Below are 16,595 nucleotides of genomic sequence, written 5' to 3'. Positions count from 1 at the left end.
TATGCGTATTTATACTACTCATCGGCGTATTGCAAAGCGCTTATCAGCCAATGATAGTGTGAAAAACGTAACGATGAGTAAACGCGAGCGTTTCCCGGATTACGGATGTTCGCTTTTGTGATCTCACGCTGTGATAATCTGCACGTTGCTGGAACGTTGTCGAGTGTGAAAATCACAGAAACAATTCTTCATACCCGGGTGCGAACTAAGTGCCGCGGTTTTGGTCACACTTGTCGGTTTCAGCTTGTGTTTTTGGGCGTAAGCCGTCTGGCCGCCGCACTCCACGGTGGCAAATACACAGCAGTCGTCATAACGATAAGAAGTTAGCAGGAGAGCACTATGTTTAAGTCTTTTTTCCCAAAGCCGGGGCCGTTCTTTATTTCGGCATTTATTTGGGCACTGGTCGCCGTTGTATTCTGGCAAGGAGGTGGGGGAGCCTGGGTTGCGCATATTACCGGCGCGTCGGGAGACGTACCGATTAGCGCGGCCCGATTCTGGTCACTGGATTACCTGATTTTTTATGCGTATTACATCCTTTGTGTTGGTGTGTTCGCGCTGTTCTGGTTTATCTACAGTCCGCACCGCTGGCAGTACTGGTCCATACTGGGCACGTCGCTGATTATTTTCGTGACCTGGTTTCTGGTTGAAGTTGGCGTCGCCGTCAACGCCTGGTATGCGCCATTCTATGATCTGATTCAATCCGCGTTGAGTGCGCCGCATAAGGTGAAGATTGAGCAGTTCTATCATGAAGTAGGCATCTTTCTTGGCATTGCGCTGATTGCCGTGGTCATTGGGGTGATGAACAACTTCTTCGTCAGCCACTATGTATTCCGCTGGCGTACCGCAATGAACGAACACTATATGGCGCACTGGCAGCATCTGCGTCATATCGAAGGCGCGGCGCAGCGTGTGCAGGAAGATACCATGCGTTTTGCCTCCACGCTTGAAGATATGGGGGTCAGCTTTATCAATGCGATTATGACGCTGATTGCCTTCTTACCTGTCCTGGTCACACTCTCAGCCCATGTGCCGGACCTGCCAATTGTTGGACATGTTCCTTATGGCCTGGTGATTGCCGCGATTGTCTGGTCGTTGATGGGAACCGGCTTGCTGGCGGTAGTCGGCATCAAACTTCCGGGGCTGGAGTTTAAAAACCAGCGCGTGGAAGCGGCCTACCGTAAAGAACTGGTTTACGGTGAAGATGACGCTAATCGTGCGACCCCGCCGACGGTGCGTGAACTGTTCCATGCGGTGCGCCAGAACTACTTCCGCCTCTATTTTCACTATATGTACTTCAATATCGCCCGTATTCTATACCTGCAGGTTGATAACGTTTTCGGCTTGTTCCTGCTGTTTCCGTCGATTGTTGCCGGTACGATTACGCTCGGCCTGATGACGCAAATCACCAACGTGTTTGGCCAGGTGCGCGGCTCGTTCCAGTATTTGATTAACTCCTGGACAACGTTAGTCGAACTGATGTCTATTTATAAGCGTCTGCGCAGCTTTGAACGTGAGCTTGATGGCCAGGATATTCAGGAAGTTACCCATACGCTTAGTTAATAAAAAAGGAGATGTTATGTCGACGGTTTCCCGTCTTTACCCCTTGTCCGGTCTGGCCGCTCTGGTGCTGGTGGGATGTAGTAGCCAACCCGCGCAGCCGCTAAAAAAAGGGGAGAAAGCCGTCGATGTGGCGAGCGTGGTGCGCCAGAAAATGCCCGCCAGCGTGAAAGACCGGGACGCATGGGCGCAGGATTTAGCGAAGACGTTTGAAAGCCAGAAGCTGGCGCCGACGGTTGAAAATATCTGTTCGGTGCTGGCGGTCGCGCAACAGGAGTCAAACTATCAGGCGGATCCGGCCGTTCCAAACTTAAGTAAAATCGCCTGGAAAGAGATCGACCGGCGCGCCGAGCGTATGCATATCCCGCAGTTTGTGGTGCATACCGCACTGAAGATTAACTCGCCAACGGGCAAAAGCTACAGCGAGCGTCTGGATACGGTGAAAACGGAAAAACAGCTTAGCGCCATTTTTGATGATTTTATCAATATGGTACCGATGGGGCAGACGCTGTTTGGTTCGCTTAATCCGGTACATACCGGTGGGCCAATGCAGGTCAGTATCGCGTTTGCCGAGCAGCACGCCGACGGGTATCCGTGGAAAATGGCCGGAACAGTTCGTCAGGAAGTGTTCAGCCGCCGCGGTGGGCTGTGGTTCGGTACGTATCATCTGCTTAACTACCCGGCGAATTACAGCGCGCCAATCTTCCGTTTCGCCGATTTCAATGCGGGATGGTATGCCAGCCGCAATGCAGCTTTCCAGAATGCGGTCAGTAAAGCCAGCGGAGTGAAGCTGGTGATGGATGGTGACTTGATTCTCTACGGCAGCAGCGAGCCGGGCAAAACCGAGCTGGCGGTACGTAAACTGGCCGGGAAGCTGGGGATGAGCGAGAGTGAGATCCACCGTCAACTGCAAAAAGGTGACAGTCTGGCTTTTGAAGATACCGCGCTGTACGAGAAGGTCTATAAGCTGGCGGAAGCGAAGACTGGGAAAGCGCTACCCCGTGAAATGCTGCCAGGCATTCAGCTGGAAAGCCCGAAGATTACACGTAATCTGACCACCGCGTGGTTTGCGAAACGCGTGGACGATCGTCGGGCGAAATGTATGGGTCAGTCATCGTTATGATGACGGCGGCGCCAGCGCACGAATGCCGCGATGGCGCCAAGAATCAGACTTCCGGCAAGGAAAGGGACCAGCCCAAAAAGGGTACCGACGCCTAAGCCAATTTCAACTCGTGGGCGTCCTGTCTCTTGCATTTGCAACTGCATCAGCTGTTCATAGATGCCGGGAGCGTGGGCCAACAGATTTAAAACCTGCGCGCCTGCCCAAAAGCAAAACAGCACAAATACGGCATACGCAATGTTGCCGGGCAGGGAGGAGGTATCCCGATGCTTGCCCTTAAACAGGGATTTTGAGAGCGTAAAATCAGCCATAAAGACCTCCGGAAATAACCTGCTTTTTTTGACGTGATGCCTGGAACTGACAGTGAGTCTGACAGGTGATCGGCAATGTCAATATCAGAATGATGGTAATTTCAGGTAGAGATTATTCCTGGATCTCGGTTTTTTGCTGGTTGTCACAATTACGTAACCTTAAGTGAAATCAAGTTACATTTCAGAAATTCCGCACAGGCCACAGACGTCTATGAGGAAATGTGCGAGGATGCGCTTTCACGTTGTATTTCCACCGGAGCCGTTATGAACCTGCCTGTTAAAATCCGCCGAGACTGGCACTACTATGCCTTCGCTATTGGGCTCATCTTTATTCTGAACGGTGTGGTCGGCTTACTGGGTTTTGAAGCGCAGGGATGGCAGACCTATGCGGTGGGGTTGGTGACGTGGGTGATTAGCTTTTGGCTGGCCGGATTAATTATCCGTCGCCGCGTGGAAGATGAAGAAGAAGCAAAGGATGCCCAATAGCTATCGATCAGGCATCCAGGCGGGTTTACATACTGGTTTTCAACGCGCTATCCGCCGCATGACGTTCCAGTGCCAGTTCGATCAGGCGAGTGATCAAATCGGTATAGCCTAAGCCGCTCGCCTGCCACAATTTTGGATACATGCTGATGTTGGTAAAGCCCGGCAGCGTGTTGATCTCATTGATCACAACATCGTTCTCTGCGGTTAAGAAAACGTCCACGCGCGCCATACCGGCGCAGCCCAGCGCCTGATAAGCCTGAATAGCAATGTCGCGGATCTTATCGTTAACTTCCGGTGCGATCGCTGCCGGAACAACCACTTTGGCACCGTTATCGTCAATGTATTTGGTGTCGTAAGCGTAAAAATCACTGTTCAGCACGATCTCGCCACAGGTACTGGCCTGCGGTTGATCGTTGCCCAGCACCGCGCATTCGATCTCGCGGCCCTTGATCCCTTGCTCCACCACGACTTTATGGTCGAATTCAAATGCCAGCGCGACGGCCTGATCGTATTGCGCTTCGCTGGTCACTTTACTGACGCCAACGGACGAGCCCTGGTTGGCTGGTTTCACAAACAGCGGCAGGCCAAGGCGGGATTCCACCTCGGCAAAGCTGATGCGGTTGCGATTAGCGCGAGTGAGCGTAATAAATGGCGCGATGTTTAATCCGGCATCGCGCAGTAGACGTTTGGTCACGTCTTTATCCATACAGGCCGCAGAACCCAGGACATCAGAACCGACGAACGGCAGATTCGCCACGCGCAGCATACCCTGCAGAGAGCCATCTTCACCCAACGTGCCGTGTACGATCGGGAAAATAACATCGACCGTTGGCAGTGGCTGACCGTTTTGCGCATCGATCAACTGGTGCTCTTGTTTACCCGGGACCTGAGCCAGGCTGGTCGCGGAAGGACGCAGCGCAATATGCGCTGGATCATCTGAATTGAGCAGATAGTTACTGGCATCGCTAATGTGCCATTGCCCTTGCTTATCAATACCTAACAGCACAACGTCAAAGCGAGTCTTGTCGATGGCATCGACAATATTTTTTGCCGATTGCAATGACACTTCATGTTCCGCTGATTTACCACCAAATACGATTCCTACCCGCAACTTTGCCATCTTAAAAACCCATTCCATGAATGCAAAGCACATACATTACCACGACAAAACGCAGGTTTCCTCGGCTTCTGGCAGATTGTTTTGATGGGCAACAGAGGAACAGATAAGCGCAAACGCGCAGAACGGACGCGGAGCATAAACCCCTGCTGATATTGTGGGGTTGATGTGAGGTATATCACAAATATGATGAGCGGGAAGATAAAATCCTAAACTGTGATATATCGCACCTGTGGACCCTTATTTGGCTAAGTAATTTGTTAAGCTACTCACAGTTTTTAGCTACTTATCGTTATGAGTCCCTATGGAATCCTGGAGAGTCAACCTCATTTCCGTATGGTTCGGTTGCTTTTTCACCGGCCTGGCAATCAGCCAAATCCTGCCTTTTTTACCGCTCTATATCTCCCAACTGGGGGTAAGCTCCCATGAAGCACTCTCAATGTGGTCCGGCTTAACGTTTAGCGTCACCTTCCTGATTTCAGCCATCGTCTCTCCGATGTGGGGGAGTTTAGCCGACCGTAAAGGACGCAAGCTGATGCTGCTGCGGGCCTCTTTGGGCATGGCGATTGCGATTTTACTGCAGGCCTTTGCCACTAACGTCTGGCAGCTTTTTCTGCTGCGTGGGATCATGGGGTTAACGTCTGGCTATATTCCCAATGCGATGGCGCTGGTTGCCTCACAGGTTCCGCGCGAACGCAGCGGGTGGGCGCTGAGTACGCTCTCGACGGCGCAAATTAGCGGCGTTATTGGCGGACCGCTGATGGGGGGCTTTATTGCCGACCACGTTGGCTTACCGGCGGTATTCTGTATTACCGCGGCTTTGCTGGTAGTGAGTTTTCTGGTCACGCTGTTCTTTATCAAAGAAGGTGTGCGCCCGACAATCAAAAAAAGCGAACGCCTGAGCGGGAAGGCCGTCTTTGCCTCGCTGCCTTATCCGACGCTGGTGATCAGCCTGTTTTTTACTACGATGGTGATCCAGTTGTGTAACGGCTCAATTGGGCCGATTCTGGCGCTGTTTATTAAATCAATGGTCCCAGACAGTTCTAATATTGCCTTTCTCAGCGGGCTGATTGCTTCGGTTCCGGGCATCTCGGCGCTGATTTCTGCGCCCCGGCTAGGTAAATTAGGCGATCGTATTGGGACCGAGCGGATTTTAATGGCAACGTTAATCTTCGCCGTCGTGTTGTTTTTCGCCATGTCATGGGTCACTACGCCGTTGCAGTTGGGGATCTTACGTTTTCTGCTCGGCTTTGCCGACGGCGCGATGTTGCCCGCGGTGCAGACGCTGCTGGTAAAATACTCCAGCGACCAGATAACCGGGCGCATTTTTGGTTATAACCAGTCATTTATGTACCTCGGCAACGTAGCCGGGCCATTAATGGGGGCAACAGTTTCGGCAATGGCGGGCTTTCGCTGGGTGTTTATTGCCACGGCGAGCATTGTGCTTATCAACATCTGGCAACTGGCTATCGCGTTGCGACGTCGGCGCTGCGCACGCTGAGTACCTGATTAACAACGCTGCCAGTCAGCGTTGTTAATCCATCATTATGCATTTATATATCCAGGTGATTATTAATCCCCTTACCCTTTTATATGGAATAATTCTGCGCTAAGACTCCTTCTCCCTTATTTTGTGTTGTGATTGTTTTCGCAAAACGTTTTATTTCTTATGAAAATACAACTTTCATCCACTAGGCAGTTGTGAGTCTTAATGATAACGTGGCCTATATTTGGTTAAGGGAATACGTAAATGAAAAATCTCGTCACTGAGTTGTTACTTAAGCTCGCCCAAAAAGAAGAAGAGTCGCAAGAACTGACGGCGCAGGTTGAAACGCTGGAGCAGGTAATCATCGAAATGCTGCGCAATATGACGTGTAACGATCGGCAAATATTTATTCGCCAAATTGAGGGGGCTTTGGCTGGAGAAGGCCGTATGCCTGCGTTTCTGACCAACGTTCATAACGCTGGCGAGAGTGTGCCAAAAGCGTTTTGAGTAATCCGTGGTGCGTCATCCACAAATTATCATAAAAGTGTCACATCAAATACTTATAGTCGCTTTGTTTTAATTTTACCGTATTTATACATGGAGAAAATAAAGTGAAACAAAGCGCACTCGCTATTGCCCTGTTACCTTTGCTGTTTACCCCGGTTATTAATGCAGAAACCTCTGCCATAGCGGTTATGGATAATCGTGCCGCTCAGGGTGATATCACCACGCCGGGCGGCGCCCGCCGATTGTCTGCCGATCAAACGGCGGCTCTGCGCGAATCTCTGAGCGATAAACCTGCCAAAAATATTATTTTATTGATTGGCGATGGGATGGGTGACTCAGAAATAACGGCCGCGCGAAATTATGCCGAAGGCGCAGGCGGCTTTTTTAAAGGGATTGATGCTTTACCGTTGACCGGACAATACACGCACTATGCGTTGGATAAGAAAACGGGTAAACCCGATTATGTGACGGATTCTGCGGCATCCGCGACGGCGTGGACCACCGGTGTGAAAACCTATAATGGCGCGCTGGGCGTTGATATTCATGAAAAAGATCACGCCACAATTCTTGAAATGGCAAAAGCGGCGGGGCTGGCAACGGGCAACGTTTCTACCGCTGAATTGCAGGATGCTACTCCGGCGGCGCTGGTTGCCCATGTGACTTCGCGTAAGTGCTATGGCCCTGGCGTGACACGTGAAAAATGCCCAACCAATGCGCTGGAAAAAGGCGGTAAAGGGTCAATCACCGAACAATTACTGAATGCCAGGGCTGACGTTACGCTGGGCGGCGGGGCCAAAACGTTTGCGGAAACCGCTGCGGCAGGCGAGTGGCAGGGTAAAACGTTGCGTGAACAAGCCCTGGCCCGCGGTTATCAGATGGTGAGTGATACCGCGACGCTGGCGGCGATTACCGAAGCTAATCAGGATAAACCGCTGCTGGGCCTGTTCTCTGACGGCAATATGCCCGTGCGCTGGGAAGGTCCGAAAGCGTCTTATCATGGCAATCTGGATAAGCCGGTTGTGACCTGTACGCCAAATCCAAAGCGTGACGACAGCGTGCCAACGCTGGCGCAGATGACGGATAAAGCGATTGAGTTGTTAAGCAAAAATGAGAAAGGTTTCTTCCTGCAAGTGGAAGGGGCGTCAATCGATAAACAGGACCACGCCGCCAACCCGTGCGGACAGATTGGCGAAACGGTCGATCTGGACGAAGCGGTACAGCGCGCGCTTGCCTTTGCGAAGAAAGATGGCAACACCCTGGTGGTGGTAACCGCTGACCACGCACATGCCAGCCAGATTGTCGCGCCGGATACCAAAGCACCTGGCCTGACCCAGGCGCTGAACACCAAAGATGGCGCGGTCATGGTCATCAGCTACGGCAACTCTGAAGAGGAATCTCAGGAGCACACCGGCAGCCAGCTGCGAATTGCAGCCTATGGCCCGCACGCGGCGAATGTGGTCGGCCTGACCGATCAAACCGACCTGTTTTACACCATGAAAGCGGCGTTAGGACTGAAATAACCCGACGCCCGGCGGCAATACTTTTGCCGCCGGGTGGTATTTTTATCGTTAGCAGCCAAACTTACCTGTGTGTTGTCGTTCAGAAAAGAAGGATGCTATGAAAATTACATTATTAATGACGCTGCTTTTTGGTCTGATTTTTTTAACTACCGTCGGTGCTGCCGAGAAGACTTTAACCCCGCAACAACAGCGTATGACCACCTGCAATCAGCAGGCAACGGCGCAGACCTTAAAAGGGGATGCGCGTAAGACATATATGAGTGATTGCCTGAAAAACAGTAAATCTGCGCCGGAGGAAAAGAGCCTGACGCCGCAGCAGCAAAAAATGCGTGAATGTAACGTTAAGGCGACGGAGCAGTCTCTGAAAGGTGATGATCGTAATAAATTTATGAGCGCTTGCCTGAAAAAATCTGCGTAGCACTTACGGGTGAGCAGGTAAAATCGCTCACCCGAAATATCATACTTCCGCCACCAGACCCCTTCCTATAATTTGGGAAATTTGTTTCAGAACATTCCCAAATACAATGAATGATGAAAACTTTTATCAAAAGAAGGTCGTCCCGAATGAAGCATTTTTATCGCTTCATCAAAATGACCACCAACGTTCCGGTCTGCGATTCGCCCGACGAATCAGGCTGCCGCGAGCGGTGGGATTGGGGGGAATGTTTTTCCCTATCGCGTCGGTATTAGTTGCTCAGCCTATTACCGGTGGCTGGTGGCTATTACTGGTGGGATGGGCGTTTGTCTGGCCGCATTTGGCCTGGCAGTTGGCCAGCAAAGCCGACGATCCTCTGCATAGCGAATTTACCAACTTAAAAGCCGATGCCATTCTTGCCGGTATGTGGATAGGGATTATGGGCGTAAACCTGTTGCCATCCACGGCGCTGCTGATGATTATCTGCATCAACCTGATGGGCGCAGGCGGGATGCGAATATTCATCGCAGGTGCCGTTTTGATGATGGTTTCATGCCTGGTGACGTTACAGTTAACCGATATCTCCGTCACTTTTAGCAGTACTCAACTTAGCGTGCTATTGACGCTGCCGGTGCTGGTGATTTATCCGCTGCTGTTTGCCTGGGTCAGCTACCAGACGGTCATCAAGCTGGCGGAACATAAACGCCGTTTACAGGTGATGAGTACGCGAGATGGCATGACTGGGGTGTACAACCGCCGCCATTGGGAACTGTTACTGCGTAATGAATTTGATAATTGCCGCCGCTACCAGCGTGACGCCACGTTACTGATTATCGATATCGACCATTTTAAGAGCATCAATGATACCTGGGGTCATGACGTTGGGGACCAGGCGATTGTCGCGCTGACCCGCCAGTTGCAGATGACCTTACGCGGTAGCGACGTGATCGGGCGCTTTGGCGGTGATGAGTTTGCGGTGATTATGTGTGGCACGCCGGCAACCAGCGCGATTGCGGCGATGTCTCGTGTTCACGAACGACTTGGCCAACTGCGTTTATCCTGCGCGCCGCAGGTTGCTCTGCGGATCAGCGTGGGCGTTGCGCCGCTGACCGCAGAAACCGAGCATTATCGAGAATGGTTAAAGTCGGCGGATATGGCGCTCTACAAAGCAAAGAATTCCGGACGTAACCGCACTGAGGCGGCGGCCTGACGTCCGGCGGTGTTAACTCAGGAGCGGCTGAGTTTTTCCGACTGCTCCATGCACTTAATCATCGCTTCAATAACTGATGAACGGAAACCACGTTCTTCCAGGACGCGTACCGCTTCAATGGTGGTTCCGCCAGGCGAGCACACCATATCCTTCAGTTCTCCGGGATGTTTACCCGTATCCAGCACCATCTTTGCCGACCCCATTACTGCCTGCGCCGCGAATTTATAAGCTTGCGCGCGAGGCATGCCACCCTGAACGGCGGCGTCCGCCATCGCTTCAATAAACATAAAGACATAGGCCGGGGCTGAACCACTGACGCCAACGACCGGATGAATCATTGCCTCCGCAATGACTTCCGCTTCGCCAAAGCAGCGGAAGATATTCAGCACGTCGGCCGTGTCTTCTGGCGTGACTAAGGCGTTCGGTGTGACGGAGGTCATTCCGGCATTCACCAGTGACGGCGTGTTTGGCATCGCGCGAATGATTTTACGGTCATGGCCCAGCGCGCGGGCGAGCTGATCGAGGGTGACGCCAGCGGCAATCGAGACGACCAGGGAGTCTTTGTTCAGGCTGGAGGTAATTTCGCTCAGCACTTTAATCATGATGCCTGGTTTTACGGCCCCAAAAACGATGTCAGCGATTTGCGCGACCTCTTGCGCAGATTGCGCCGCATTAATACCGTACTGGTCGTGCAATGCAGCGACTTTATCGGGGGAAGGGGTGTAGACCCAGATTTGTCCGGGGAGAACCTGGCCGCTGGCGAGCATGCCGCCAAGTATCGCTTTGCCCATATTACCGCAGCCGATAAAACCGATTTTCTTGTCCATTTTGTCACTCCCTATGCGTGATATTCATTGTTTTACCTGGGAAAGCTAAGCTTAGCGCGGATTGAATATGTGCAGAAGGATAAACAGCACTTTGCCTGCAAGTAAAAGCACGCGACAATGTGCAACTGCACATCAGTGGGGAGAAATTATGACAATATGGGTGGATGCCGATGCGTGTCCGAATGTGATTAAAGATATTTTGTACCGCGCTTCTGAGCGCATGCAGATGCCGCTTATTTTGGTAGCAAACCAAAGTTTGCGCGTCCCGTCTTCGCGGTTTATCCGCACATTACGTGTTCCCGCCGGGTTTGACGTGGCGGATAACGAGATTGTACGTCAGTGTAGTGCCGGTGATTTAGTGATAACAGCGGATATCCCGCTGGCGGCGGAAGTCATTGAAAAAGGTGCGGCGGCGCTTAATCCGCGCGGTGAACGTTATACCGAAGCCACGATCCGTGAGCGTCTGATGATGCGTGATTTTATGGATACGCTACGCGCCAGCGGTATTCAGACCGGCGGGCCGGACAGTCTTTCACCACGAGACAGGCAGCATTTTGCTGCTGAGCTTGATAAGTGGTGGCTGGAAGTACAGCGCAGAAAATAAAACGTGTAATTTATTATTTACACTTTATTCATGGTGAATTCTTGTTATAGTAGGGGTTAATAGGTATCTCTACCCTGTATGTAATTTTTTCTTTACGTTTTGGCGATGTACTAGTTTGGTGATATGATTATATCTTTAACCGCATCAGATCCCGCTCGCTCGCGGCTCCCTGGGGAATTTCTGTAATGACGCAACCTCTTTATCTTGTCGGCCCCCGGGGGTGTGGTAAGACAACTACCGGTATGGCGCTGGCGAAGGCTATCGATTTCCAGTTTGTCGATACCGATCGCTGGTTGCAATCGCACGTGCAGATGACCGTGGCGGAGATCGTCGAAAGGGAAGGATGGGAAGGGTTTCGTGCCCAGGAGACGAGCGCTCTGCAGGCCGTCACAGCCCCGGCAACGGTTGTTGCGACCGGCGGCGGCATCATTCTTACCGAATTTAATCGTCATTACATGCGCAGCCACGGCGTGGTTATCTATTTAAGCGCACCGGTATCAGTACTGGTTGATCGTCTGGAGGCCACGCCTGAAGAGGGATTGCGCCCAACCTTAACCGGTAAGCCGCTGACTGAAGAGGTGCAGGAAGTGCTCGCTCAGCGCGATGTTCTGTACCGTGAAGCTGCGCACTACATCGTTGATGCCACCCATAAACCTGCGCAGGTGGTGGAAGACATTCTTGAGATACTGGCGCAGGCAGCGCCACGGTTACAGGGCGGTGTCTATACTTAATGTTCATCCAGTGAAAAGGAAGAACTATGCCGACAAAACCACCTTACCCACGTCAAGCGAACATTGTTACGGTTGAAAAGGGGACGCCAGGCCAGACGGTAACCTGGTATCAACTTCGAGCCGATCACCCTAAACCGAATACGTTGATCAGTGAGCATCCTTCTGCGCAGGAAGCCATGGATGCCAAAAAACGCTACGAAGACCCCGATAAAACCTGATATTAAGCACCGTCCTGGCACGAGTCTGAAAAGTGCCACGACGGGCGTTCATCACATTTTCTTAAATTTCGCCGTATACCGTTAAAATTGAAAATTAAGCAATAACAATCCAGTACCGGAATGATTTGGAATCTTTACACAATACACCGCCGATCAGCTGCTACGCTTTTGAGCATTTGTAGCGCAGGTCAGCGCCCGGCACTTGCCCGGGATTTCACAGCAAAGTAAGAAGACGGTGGAGCAACAAATGAGTGCGTCGTTGGCTATCCTCACGATTGGCGTGGTGCCGATGTGTGAGGTGTTACCGCTCCTGACGGAATATATCGATGAACAGCACATTACTCACCACAGTCTGCTTGGACAGATGCGGCGAGAAGATGTGATGGCTGAGTATGGCGTTTCGCCCGGTGACGAGCCTTTATTAACGCTGCTCAGCGACCACCAACTTGCGCATGTCTCACGCCAGAAGGTTGAGCGCTCGCTGCAAAGTATCGTGGAGGTGCTGGATAACCAGGGCTTTGACGTGATCCTGCTGATGAGTACCGCCTCAATCGCTCGCCTGACCGCCCGCAATAGCATTCTGCTGGAGCCGTTACGTATTATCCCCCCGCTGGTGGCCTCGATTGTCGATGGGCATCAGGTCGGGGTTATTGTCCCCGTCACCGAATTGCTCAAAGCCCAGACGCAAAAATGGCAGGTGTTACAAACTCCACCAGTGTATGCCGTGGCGAATCCGATCGAAGGTACCGAACAACAATTGATTGATGCCGGGAAAGAACTGCTGGAGCAAGGCGCGGATGTGATCATGCTGGATTGTCTGGGGTTCAATCAACGCCATCGCGATTTACTGCAAAAATCGCTGGATGTCCCGGTTCTTCTGTCTAATGTGTTGATTGCCCGACTGGCTTCGGAGCTGTTGGCGTAATTTTGCGTGACAGGTGGAACGTCAGCCCCCTATATTGGTTCTCAACTTAATCACGAGATAGGGCCAGTTGTATGCTTCAAAGTAATGAATACTTTTCCGGCAAAGTAAAATCGATCGGTTTTACCAGCAGCAGTACTGGCCGCGCCAGTGTTGGCGTGATGGCTGAAGGCGAATATACCTTTAGTACTGCGGCGCCTGAAGAGATGACTGTCGTTAGCGGCGCACTGAACGTGCTGCTGCCGGGGGAAACTGAGTGGAAGGTGTATGCCGCAGGGGACGTGTTCAACGTACCGGGCAACAGTGAGTTTCATCTGCAGGTGGCAGAGCCAACATCCTATCTTTGCCGCTATCTGTAAGCATAGAAATGACGAATGGCGACATTATGCCGCCATTCGGTAAGTACGGCTTAACGTTGCGCTTCGCCGCCTAATCCTTCCACCAGACTTTTAATCAGCGCCGCCAGTTCACCCGTCATCAGGATGAAATCGGCATCAAAACGCTGAGCATAATCTTCGCGGTCAATATCTTCGTTCTGATCGCGCAGCTCGTCGCTAAACTTCAAACGCTTAATAGAGCCGTCGTCACACATCACGAACTGAATGCGCTGCTGCCAGTCGAGGGCCAGCTTGGTGACTAGTTTGCCCGCTTCGATATGCACGGCGATTTCGTCGCAGACCAGATCCTGCTTTTTCGCGCGGATCACGCCGCCGTCTTCAAGGATCGCTTTTAGTTCGGCTTCATCCAGTAACTGGAATCCCTGTGCCGTTGTACCGGAACGAACCCATTCGGTCAGCGTCAGTTCAATGGGGTTTTCCATCGTCAGCGGAACGACCGGCAGCGAACCGAGACTCTTACGCAGCAGCGCCAGCGTATCTTCGGCTTTCTTCGCACTCGCGCAATCAACCATGATCAGATCGTTGACGGTATCGATCCACATCATCGTCTGGCTGAAACGGCTAAAGGCGCGCGGCAGCAATGAGTGCAGAACTTCATCTTTCAGCGAGTCTTTTTCGGTCTTCTTGAGTTTGCGACCTTGCTCAGCTTCCAGTTTGAAAATTTTGGCTTCCAGCGCCTGTTTAATAACCGGCGACGGCAGAATTTTTTCTTCTTTGCGGGCGCAGATAATAATTTGGCCATTGGCGGTATGCGTTAATGCATCGCTGTGCGATCCCATCGGCGGAACCCAGCCCATTTTTGCCATATCCTGGCTACCGCAAGGGGTGAACGTCATTGATGCCAGCTGTTTTTCCATCTCTTCGGCACGCAAAGAAACATCGCGGCTAAGACGGTAAACCATTAAATTTTTGAACCACAGCATGATAATTTCCACGGCCTTGTCGTTAAATCCAGCGGGCATGATAGCGAATTGTCGCTATGCTTGCATTGTTAATCGGGAAGAGGAGCAAACAGTGCGTATAGGTATCGATTTAGGCGGTACGAAAACGGAAGTTATCGCGCTTGGCGATGCAGGCGAACAGCTTTTTCGCCATCGCCTGCCCACGCCGCGTGATGATTATCGGCAAACGATAGAAACCATCGCCGCGCTGGTGGAGATGGCGGAAAAGGCCACCGGGCAGTCGGGAACCGTCGGGATGGGCATTCCCGGTTCAATTTCGCCCTACACCGGAGTGGTGAAGAATGCCAACTCGACCTGGCTTAACGGGCAACCTTTTGACAAAGACCTGAGTACGCGTCTGAATCGCGAAGTGCGGCTGGCAAATGATGCCAACTGCCTGGCGGTTTCTGAAGCCGTTGATGGTGCAGCGGCGGGGGCGCAAACCGTGTTTGCGGTGATTATCGGTACAGGATGTGGCGCTGGAGTGGCGCTGAACGGACGGGCGCACACGGGCGGGAACGGTACTGCGGGCGAGTGGGGGCATAATCCGCTGCCGTGGATGGACGAAGACGAACTGCGTTATCGGCAGGAAGTGCCCTGCTATTGCGGCAAGCAAGGCTGTATTGAAACCTTCATTTCCGGAACCGGTTTTGCCACCGACTACCAGCGTCTGAGCGGTAAGCCGCTCAAGGGCAGTGAAATTATCAGTCTTGTTAATGCCCGGGATACCCTGGCGGAACAGGCGTTGAGTCGGTACGAGCTGCGTCTGGCGAAATCACTGGCACATGTGGTGAATATTCTCGATCCGGACGTAATCGTGCTGGGCGGCGGAATGAGTAATGTCGACCGACTGTATCAAAACGTGCCAACGTTGATTAAACAGTTTGTCTTTGGCGGCGAGTGCGAAACGCCTCTACGCAAGGCGCTGCACGGTGACTCCAGCGGCGTGCGCGGCGCGGCCTGGTTGTGGCCGCAGGAGTAATGTTCGCGTTGCCGGGTAGCGCAGAGGCTATCCGGCAGCGGGAGTCATCCGGGATACGCTGCGCTTCAGGCGACCGTAGAGCAGCAGCGACGACATTGCAGAAAACGACAGCAGCGCCGCCGGCAACGTCACGTAGTTGTAGGCAAAGCCCAGCGTCAGCATCATACCACCGCACCAGGCGCCAATTGCGCTGCCGAGATTAAAGGCAATTTGCCCTCCTGCCGCACCCAGCAGCTCACCCCCTTTAGCATTTTGCAGCAGCAAAATTTGCAGCGGCGCCGACAGGGCAAACAGGCCCGCGCAGCAAATAAAGGCGAAGATCAGCGACGCGGCTTTGATCCCGCCAAAGGCAAAGAGCAGCAGCAGAGCCAGCACAATTACAAAGTCGGTTATTACCGCAATACGCAGCGGCGTATAGCGGCCAGAAAGGCGACCGCTCAGCAGATTTCCCAACACCATCCCCAATCCTACCAGCATCATGATGAAGGTCATCAGCGCTTCGGAAAAGCCGGAGATGAACATCATGTACGGTTTGACGTAGCTGAACCAGGCGAAAACCCCGGCGTTACCAAACATGGTGGCGGAAAAGATGAGCCACGGGGCGGGGGTTTTCAAAAAGTGAAATTGTTCGCGCAGTTTCCCTTTTGCTTCATCGCTGATGTTGGGTACCCAAAAAGTTATCGAGACCATCACGGCGATATTAAAGACGGCTATCAGCAGAAACGTGTAGCGCCAGCTAAATTCCTGGCTCAGCCAGGTGCCGATGGGAATGCCAACCAGATTAGCAACGGTCATACCCGAAACCATGCCCGCGACGGCGGCGGTGACTTTTCCCGGACGGGCCAGCTTCGACAGGATAATCGCGCCAACGCCAAAAAACGCGCCGTGTGGAAAGCCGGAAACCAGCCTGCCCACCGCCAGCATTAAATATGAGGAGGAGAGGGTGAAGATGGCGTTGCCGATCACGCACAGCGTGACCAGAAACAGCAGAATATGCTTGAGAGAAAAGCGATTGGAAAAGAGCGCAATAATAGGCGCGCCCAGCACCACGCCAAAAGCGTAAAACGAAATCATATGGCCAGCGGCAGGGATGGAAATTCCCACGTCCCGCGCCAGCTCGGTGAGTACACCCATGATGCCAAACTCGGCCATGCCCAGCCCAAATGTCCCCAGAGCTAAAGAGAAAATGACTTTTTTCATACCACCTGCCAACAAGAAAGACGCACGATATGCGCCATAGCGG

Annotated in this window: 19 protein-coding genes; 14 read left to right on the top strand and 5 right to left on the bottom strand. The window is 52.4% G+C overall.

Going from position 1 to position 16,595, the window contains the following annotated elements:
* Positions 1-339 precede the first annotated feature (339 nt).
* Both sbmA and HV311_RS18990 read left to right on the top strand, forming a co-directional pair.
* Entirely contained in the window at positions 340-1,560 is a 1,221-nt protein-coding gene (gene sbmA, locus HV311_RS18995; protein WP_016155831.1) for a peptide antibiotic transporter SbmA, read from the top strand.
* A gap of 16 nt (positions 1,561-1,576) precedes the next feature.
* A complete protein-coding gene (locus HV311_RS18990; RefSeq protein WP_153690679.1) occupies positions 1,577-2,680 on the top strand; it encodes a DUF1615 domain-containing protein in 1,104 nt (367 codons plus the stop codon).
* Here the strand turns inward: HV311_RS18990 and HV311_RS18985 are convergent.
* Positions 2,665-2,988: a DUF2755 family protein gene (locus tag HV311_RS18985; protein WP_016151998.1), complete on the bottom strand. Its 324-nt coding sequence runs from the start codon at positions 2,986-2,988 to the stop codon at positions 2,665-2,667. The two genes, HV311_RS18990 and HV311_RS18985, sit on opposite strands and share 16 nt — an antisense overlap.
* Before the next feature lie 264 nt (positions 2,989-3,252).
* On the opposite strand from HV311_RS18985, the gene HV311_RS18980 reads away from it, so the two are divergent.
* Positions 3,253-3,474, top strand: a complete 222-nt coding sequence (locus HV311_RS18980) for a DUF2754 domain-containing protein (protein WP_019076140.1) — start codon at positions 3,253-3,255, stop codon at positions 3,472-3,474.
* 25 nt (positions 3,475-3,499) lie between these two features.
* Here HV311_RS18980 and ddlA read toward each other — a convergent pair whose 3' ends face one another.
* Positions 3,500-4,594, bottom strand: coding sequence for a D-alanine--D-alanine ligase (gene ddlA / locus HV311_RS18975; RefSeq protein WP_103766482.1), 1,095 nt, complete (start codon positions 4,592-4,594; stop codon positions 3,500-3,502).
* 301 nt (positions 4,595-4,895) lie between these two features.
* Here ddlA and HV311_RS18970 point away from each other — a divergent pair, with 301 nt between their 5' ends.
* The 5 genes from HV311_RS18970 (at position 4,896) to adrA (ending at position 9,729) form a co-directional block, all read left to right on the top strand.
* Complete coding sequence (locus HV311_RS18970) at positions 4,896-6,092, top strand: multidrug efflux MFS transporter (RefSeq protein WP_191220306.1); 1,197 nt, start codon at positions 4,896-4,898, stop codon at positions 6,090-6,092.
* A 249-nt stretch (positions 6,093-6,341) separates the two neighbouring features.
* Complete coding sequence (locus HV311_RS18965) at positions 6,342-6,584, top strand: sigma-S stabilization anti-adapter protein IraP (protein ID WP_016152002.1); 243 nt, start codon at positions 6,342-6,344, stop codon at positions 6,582-6,584.
* Between the two features lie 104 nt (positions 6,585-6,688).
* Positions 6,689-8,104, top strand: coding sequence for an alkaline phosphatase (gene phoA / locus HV311_RS18960; RefSeq protein ID WP_019076143.1), 1,416 nt, complete (start codon positions 6,689-6,691; stop codon positions 8,102-8,104).
* A gap of 97 nt (positions 8,105-8,201) precedes the next feature.
* Complete coding sequence (gene psiF / locus HV311_RS18955; protein ID WP_003830956.1) at positions 8,202-8,522, top strand: phosphate starvation-inducible protein PsiF; 321 nt, start codon at positions 8,202-8,204, stop codon at positions 8,520-8,522.
* 106 nt (positions 8,523-8,628) lie between these two features.
* Positions 8,629-9,729, top strand: coding sequence for a diguanylate cyclase AdrA (gene adrA / locus HV311_RS18950; protein WP_191220305.1), 1,101 nt, complete (start codon positions 8,629-8,631; stop codon positions 9,727-9,729).
* A 17-nt stretch (positions 9,730-9,746) separates the two neighbouring features.
* Here the strand turns inward: adrA and proC are convergent, their stop codons facing one another.
* The gene (proC, locus tag HV311_RS18945; protein ID WP_191220304.1) at positions 9,747-10,556 is read right to left on the bottom strand and encodes a pyrroline-5-carboxylate reductase; all 810 of its coding nucleotides are present in this window, start codon (positions 10,554-10,556) and stop codon (positions 9,747-9,749) included.
* A gap of 148 nt (positions 10,557-10,704) precedes the next feature.
* On the opposite strand from proC, the gene HV311_RS18940 reads away from it, so the two are divergent.
* From HV311_RS18940 to ppnP, 5 genes are all read left to right on the top strand, one after another.
* On the top strand, positions 10,705-11,160 hold the full coding sequence (locus HV311_RS18940; protein WP_016155837.1) for a YaiI/YqxD family protein: 456 nt from the start codon (positions 10,705-10,707) through the stop codon (positions 11,158-11,160).
* 185 nt (positions 11,161-11,345) lie between these two features.
* A complete protein-coding gene (aroL, locus tag HV311_RS18935) occupies positions 11,346-11,891 on the top strand; it encodes a shikimate kinase AroL (RefSeq protein ID WP_016155838.1) in 546 nt (181 codons plus the stop codon).
* 26 nt (positions 11,892-11,917) lie between these two features.
* Complete coding sequence (gene yaiA, locus HV311_RS18930; RefSeq protein ID WP_016155839.1) at positions 11,918-12,109, top strand: protein YaiA; 192 nt, start codon at positions 11,918-11,920, stop codon at positions 12,107-12,109.
* 247 nt (positions 12,110-12,356) lie between these two features.
* Entirely contained in the window at positions 12,357-13,034 is a 678-nt protein-coding gene (locus HV311_RS18925) for an AroM family protein (RefSeq protein ID WP_016155840.1), read from the top strand.
* Positions 13,035-13,105: 71 nt separating this feature from the next.
* A complete protein-coding gene (gene ppnP, locus HV311_RS18920) occupies positions 13,106-13,390 on the top strand; it encodes a pyrimidine/purine nucleoside phosphorylase (protein ID WP_016152010.1) in 285 nt (94 codons plus the stop codon).
* A gap of 50 nt (positions 13,391-13,440) precedes the next feature.
* Here the strand turns inward: ppnP and rdgC are convergent, their stop codons facing one another.
* A complete protein-coding gene (rdgC, locus tag HV311_RS18915; protein ID WP_003021479.1) occupies positions 13,441-14,352 on the bottom strand; it encodes a recombination-associated protein RdgC in 912 nt (303 codons plus the stop codon).
* A gap of 91 nt (positions 14,353-14,443) precedes the next feature.
* Here rdgC and mak point away from each other — a divergent pair, with 91 nt between their 5' ends.
* Positions 14,444-15,352 (top strand): fructokinase, encoded by a 909-nt coding sequence (gene mak, locus HV311_RS18910; protein ID WP_047501951.1) that lies wholly within the window; start codon positions 14,444-14,446, stop codon positions 15,350-15,352.
* A 27-nt stretch (positions 15,353-15,379) separates the two neighbouring features.
* On the opposite strand, the gene araJ is transcribed toward mak, so the two are convergent.
* Positions 15,380-16,552 (bottom strand): MFS transporter AraJ, encoded by a 1,173-nt coding sequence (gene araJ / locus HV311_RS18905; RefSeq protein WP_191220303.1) that lies wholly within the window; start codon positions 16,550-16,552, stop codon positions 15,380-15,382.
* Between the last annotated feature and the right edge of the window lie 43 nt (positions 16,553-16,595).

It is taken from the genome of Citrobacter sp. RHBSTW-00881, from assembly GCF_013728515.1.
Classification (GTDB): domain Bacteria; phylum Pseudomonadota; class Gammaproteobacteria; order Enterobacterales; family Enterobacteriaceae; genus Citrobacter; species Citrobacter braakii.
Note: the sequence above shows the minus strand (reverse complement) of the source record. Positions and strands in the feature narration are given on the sequence as shown.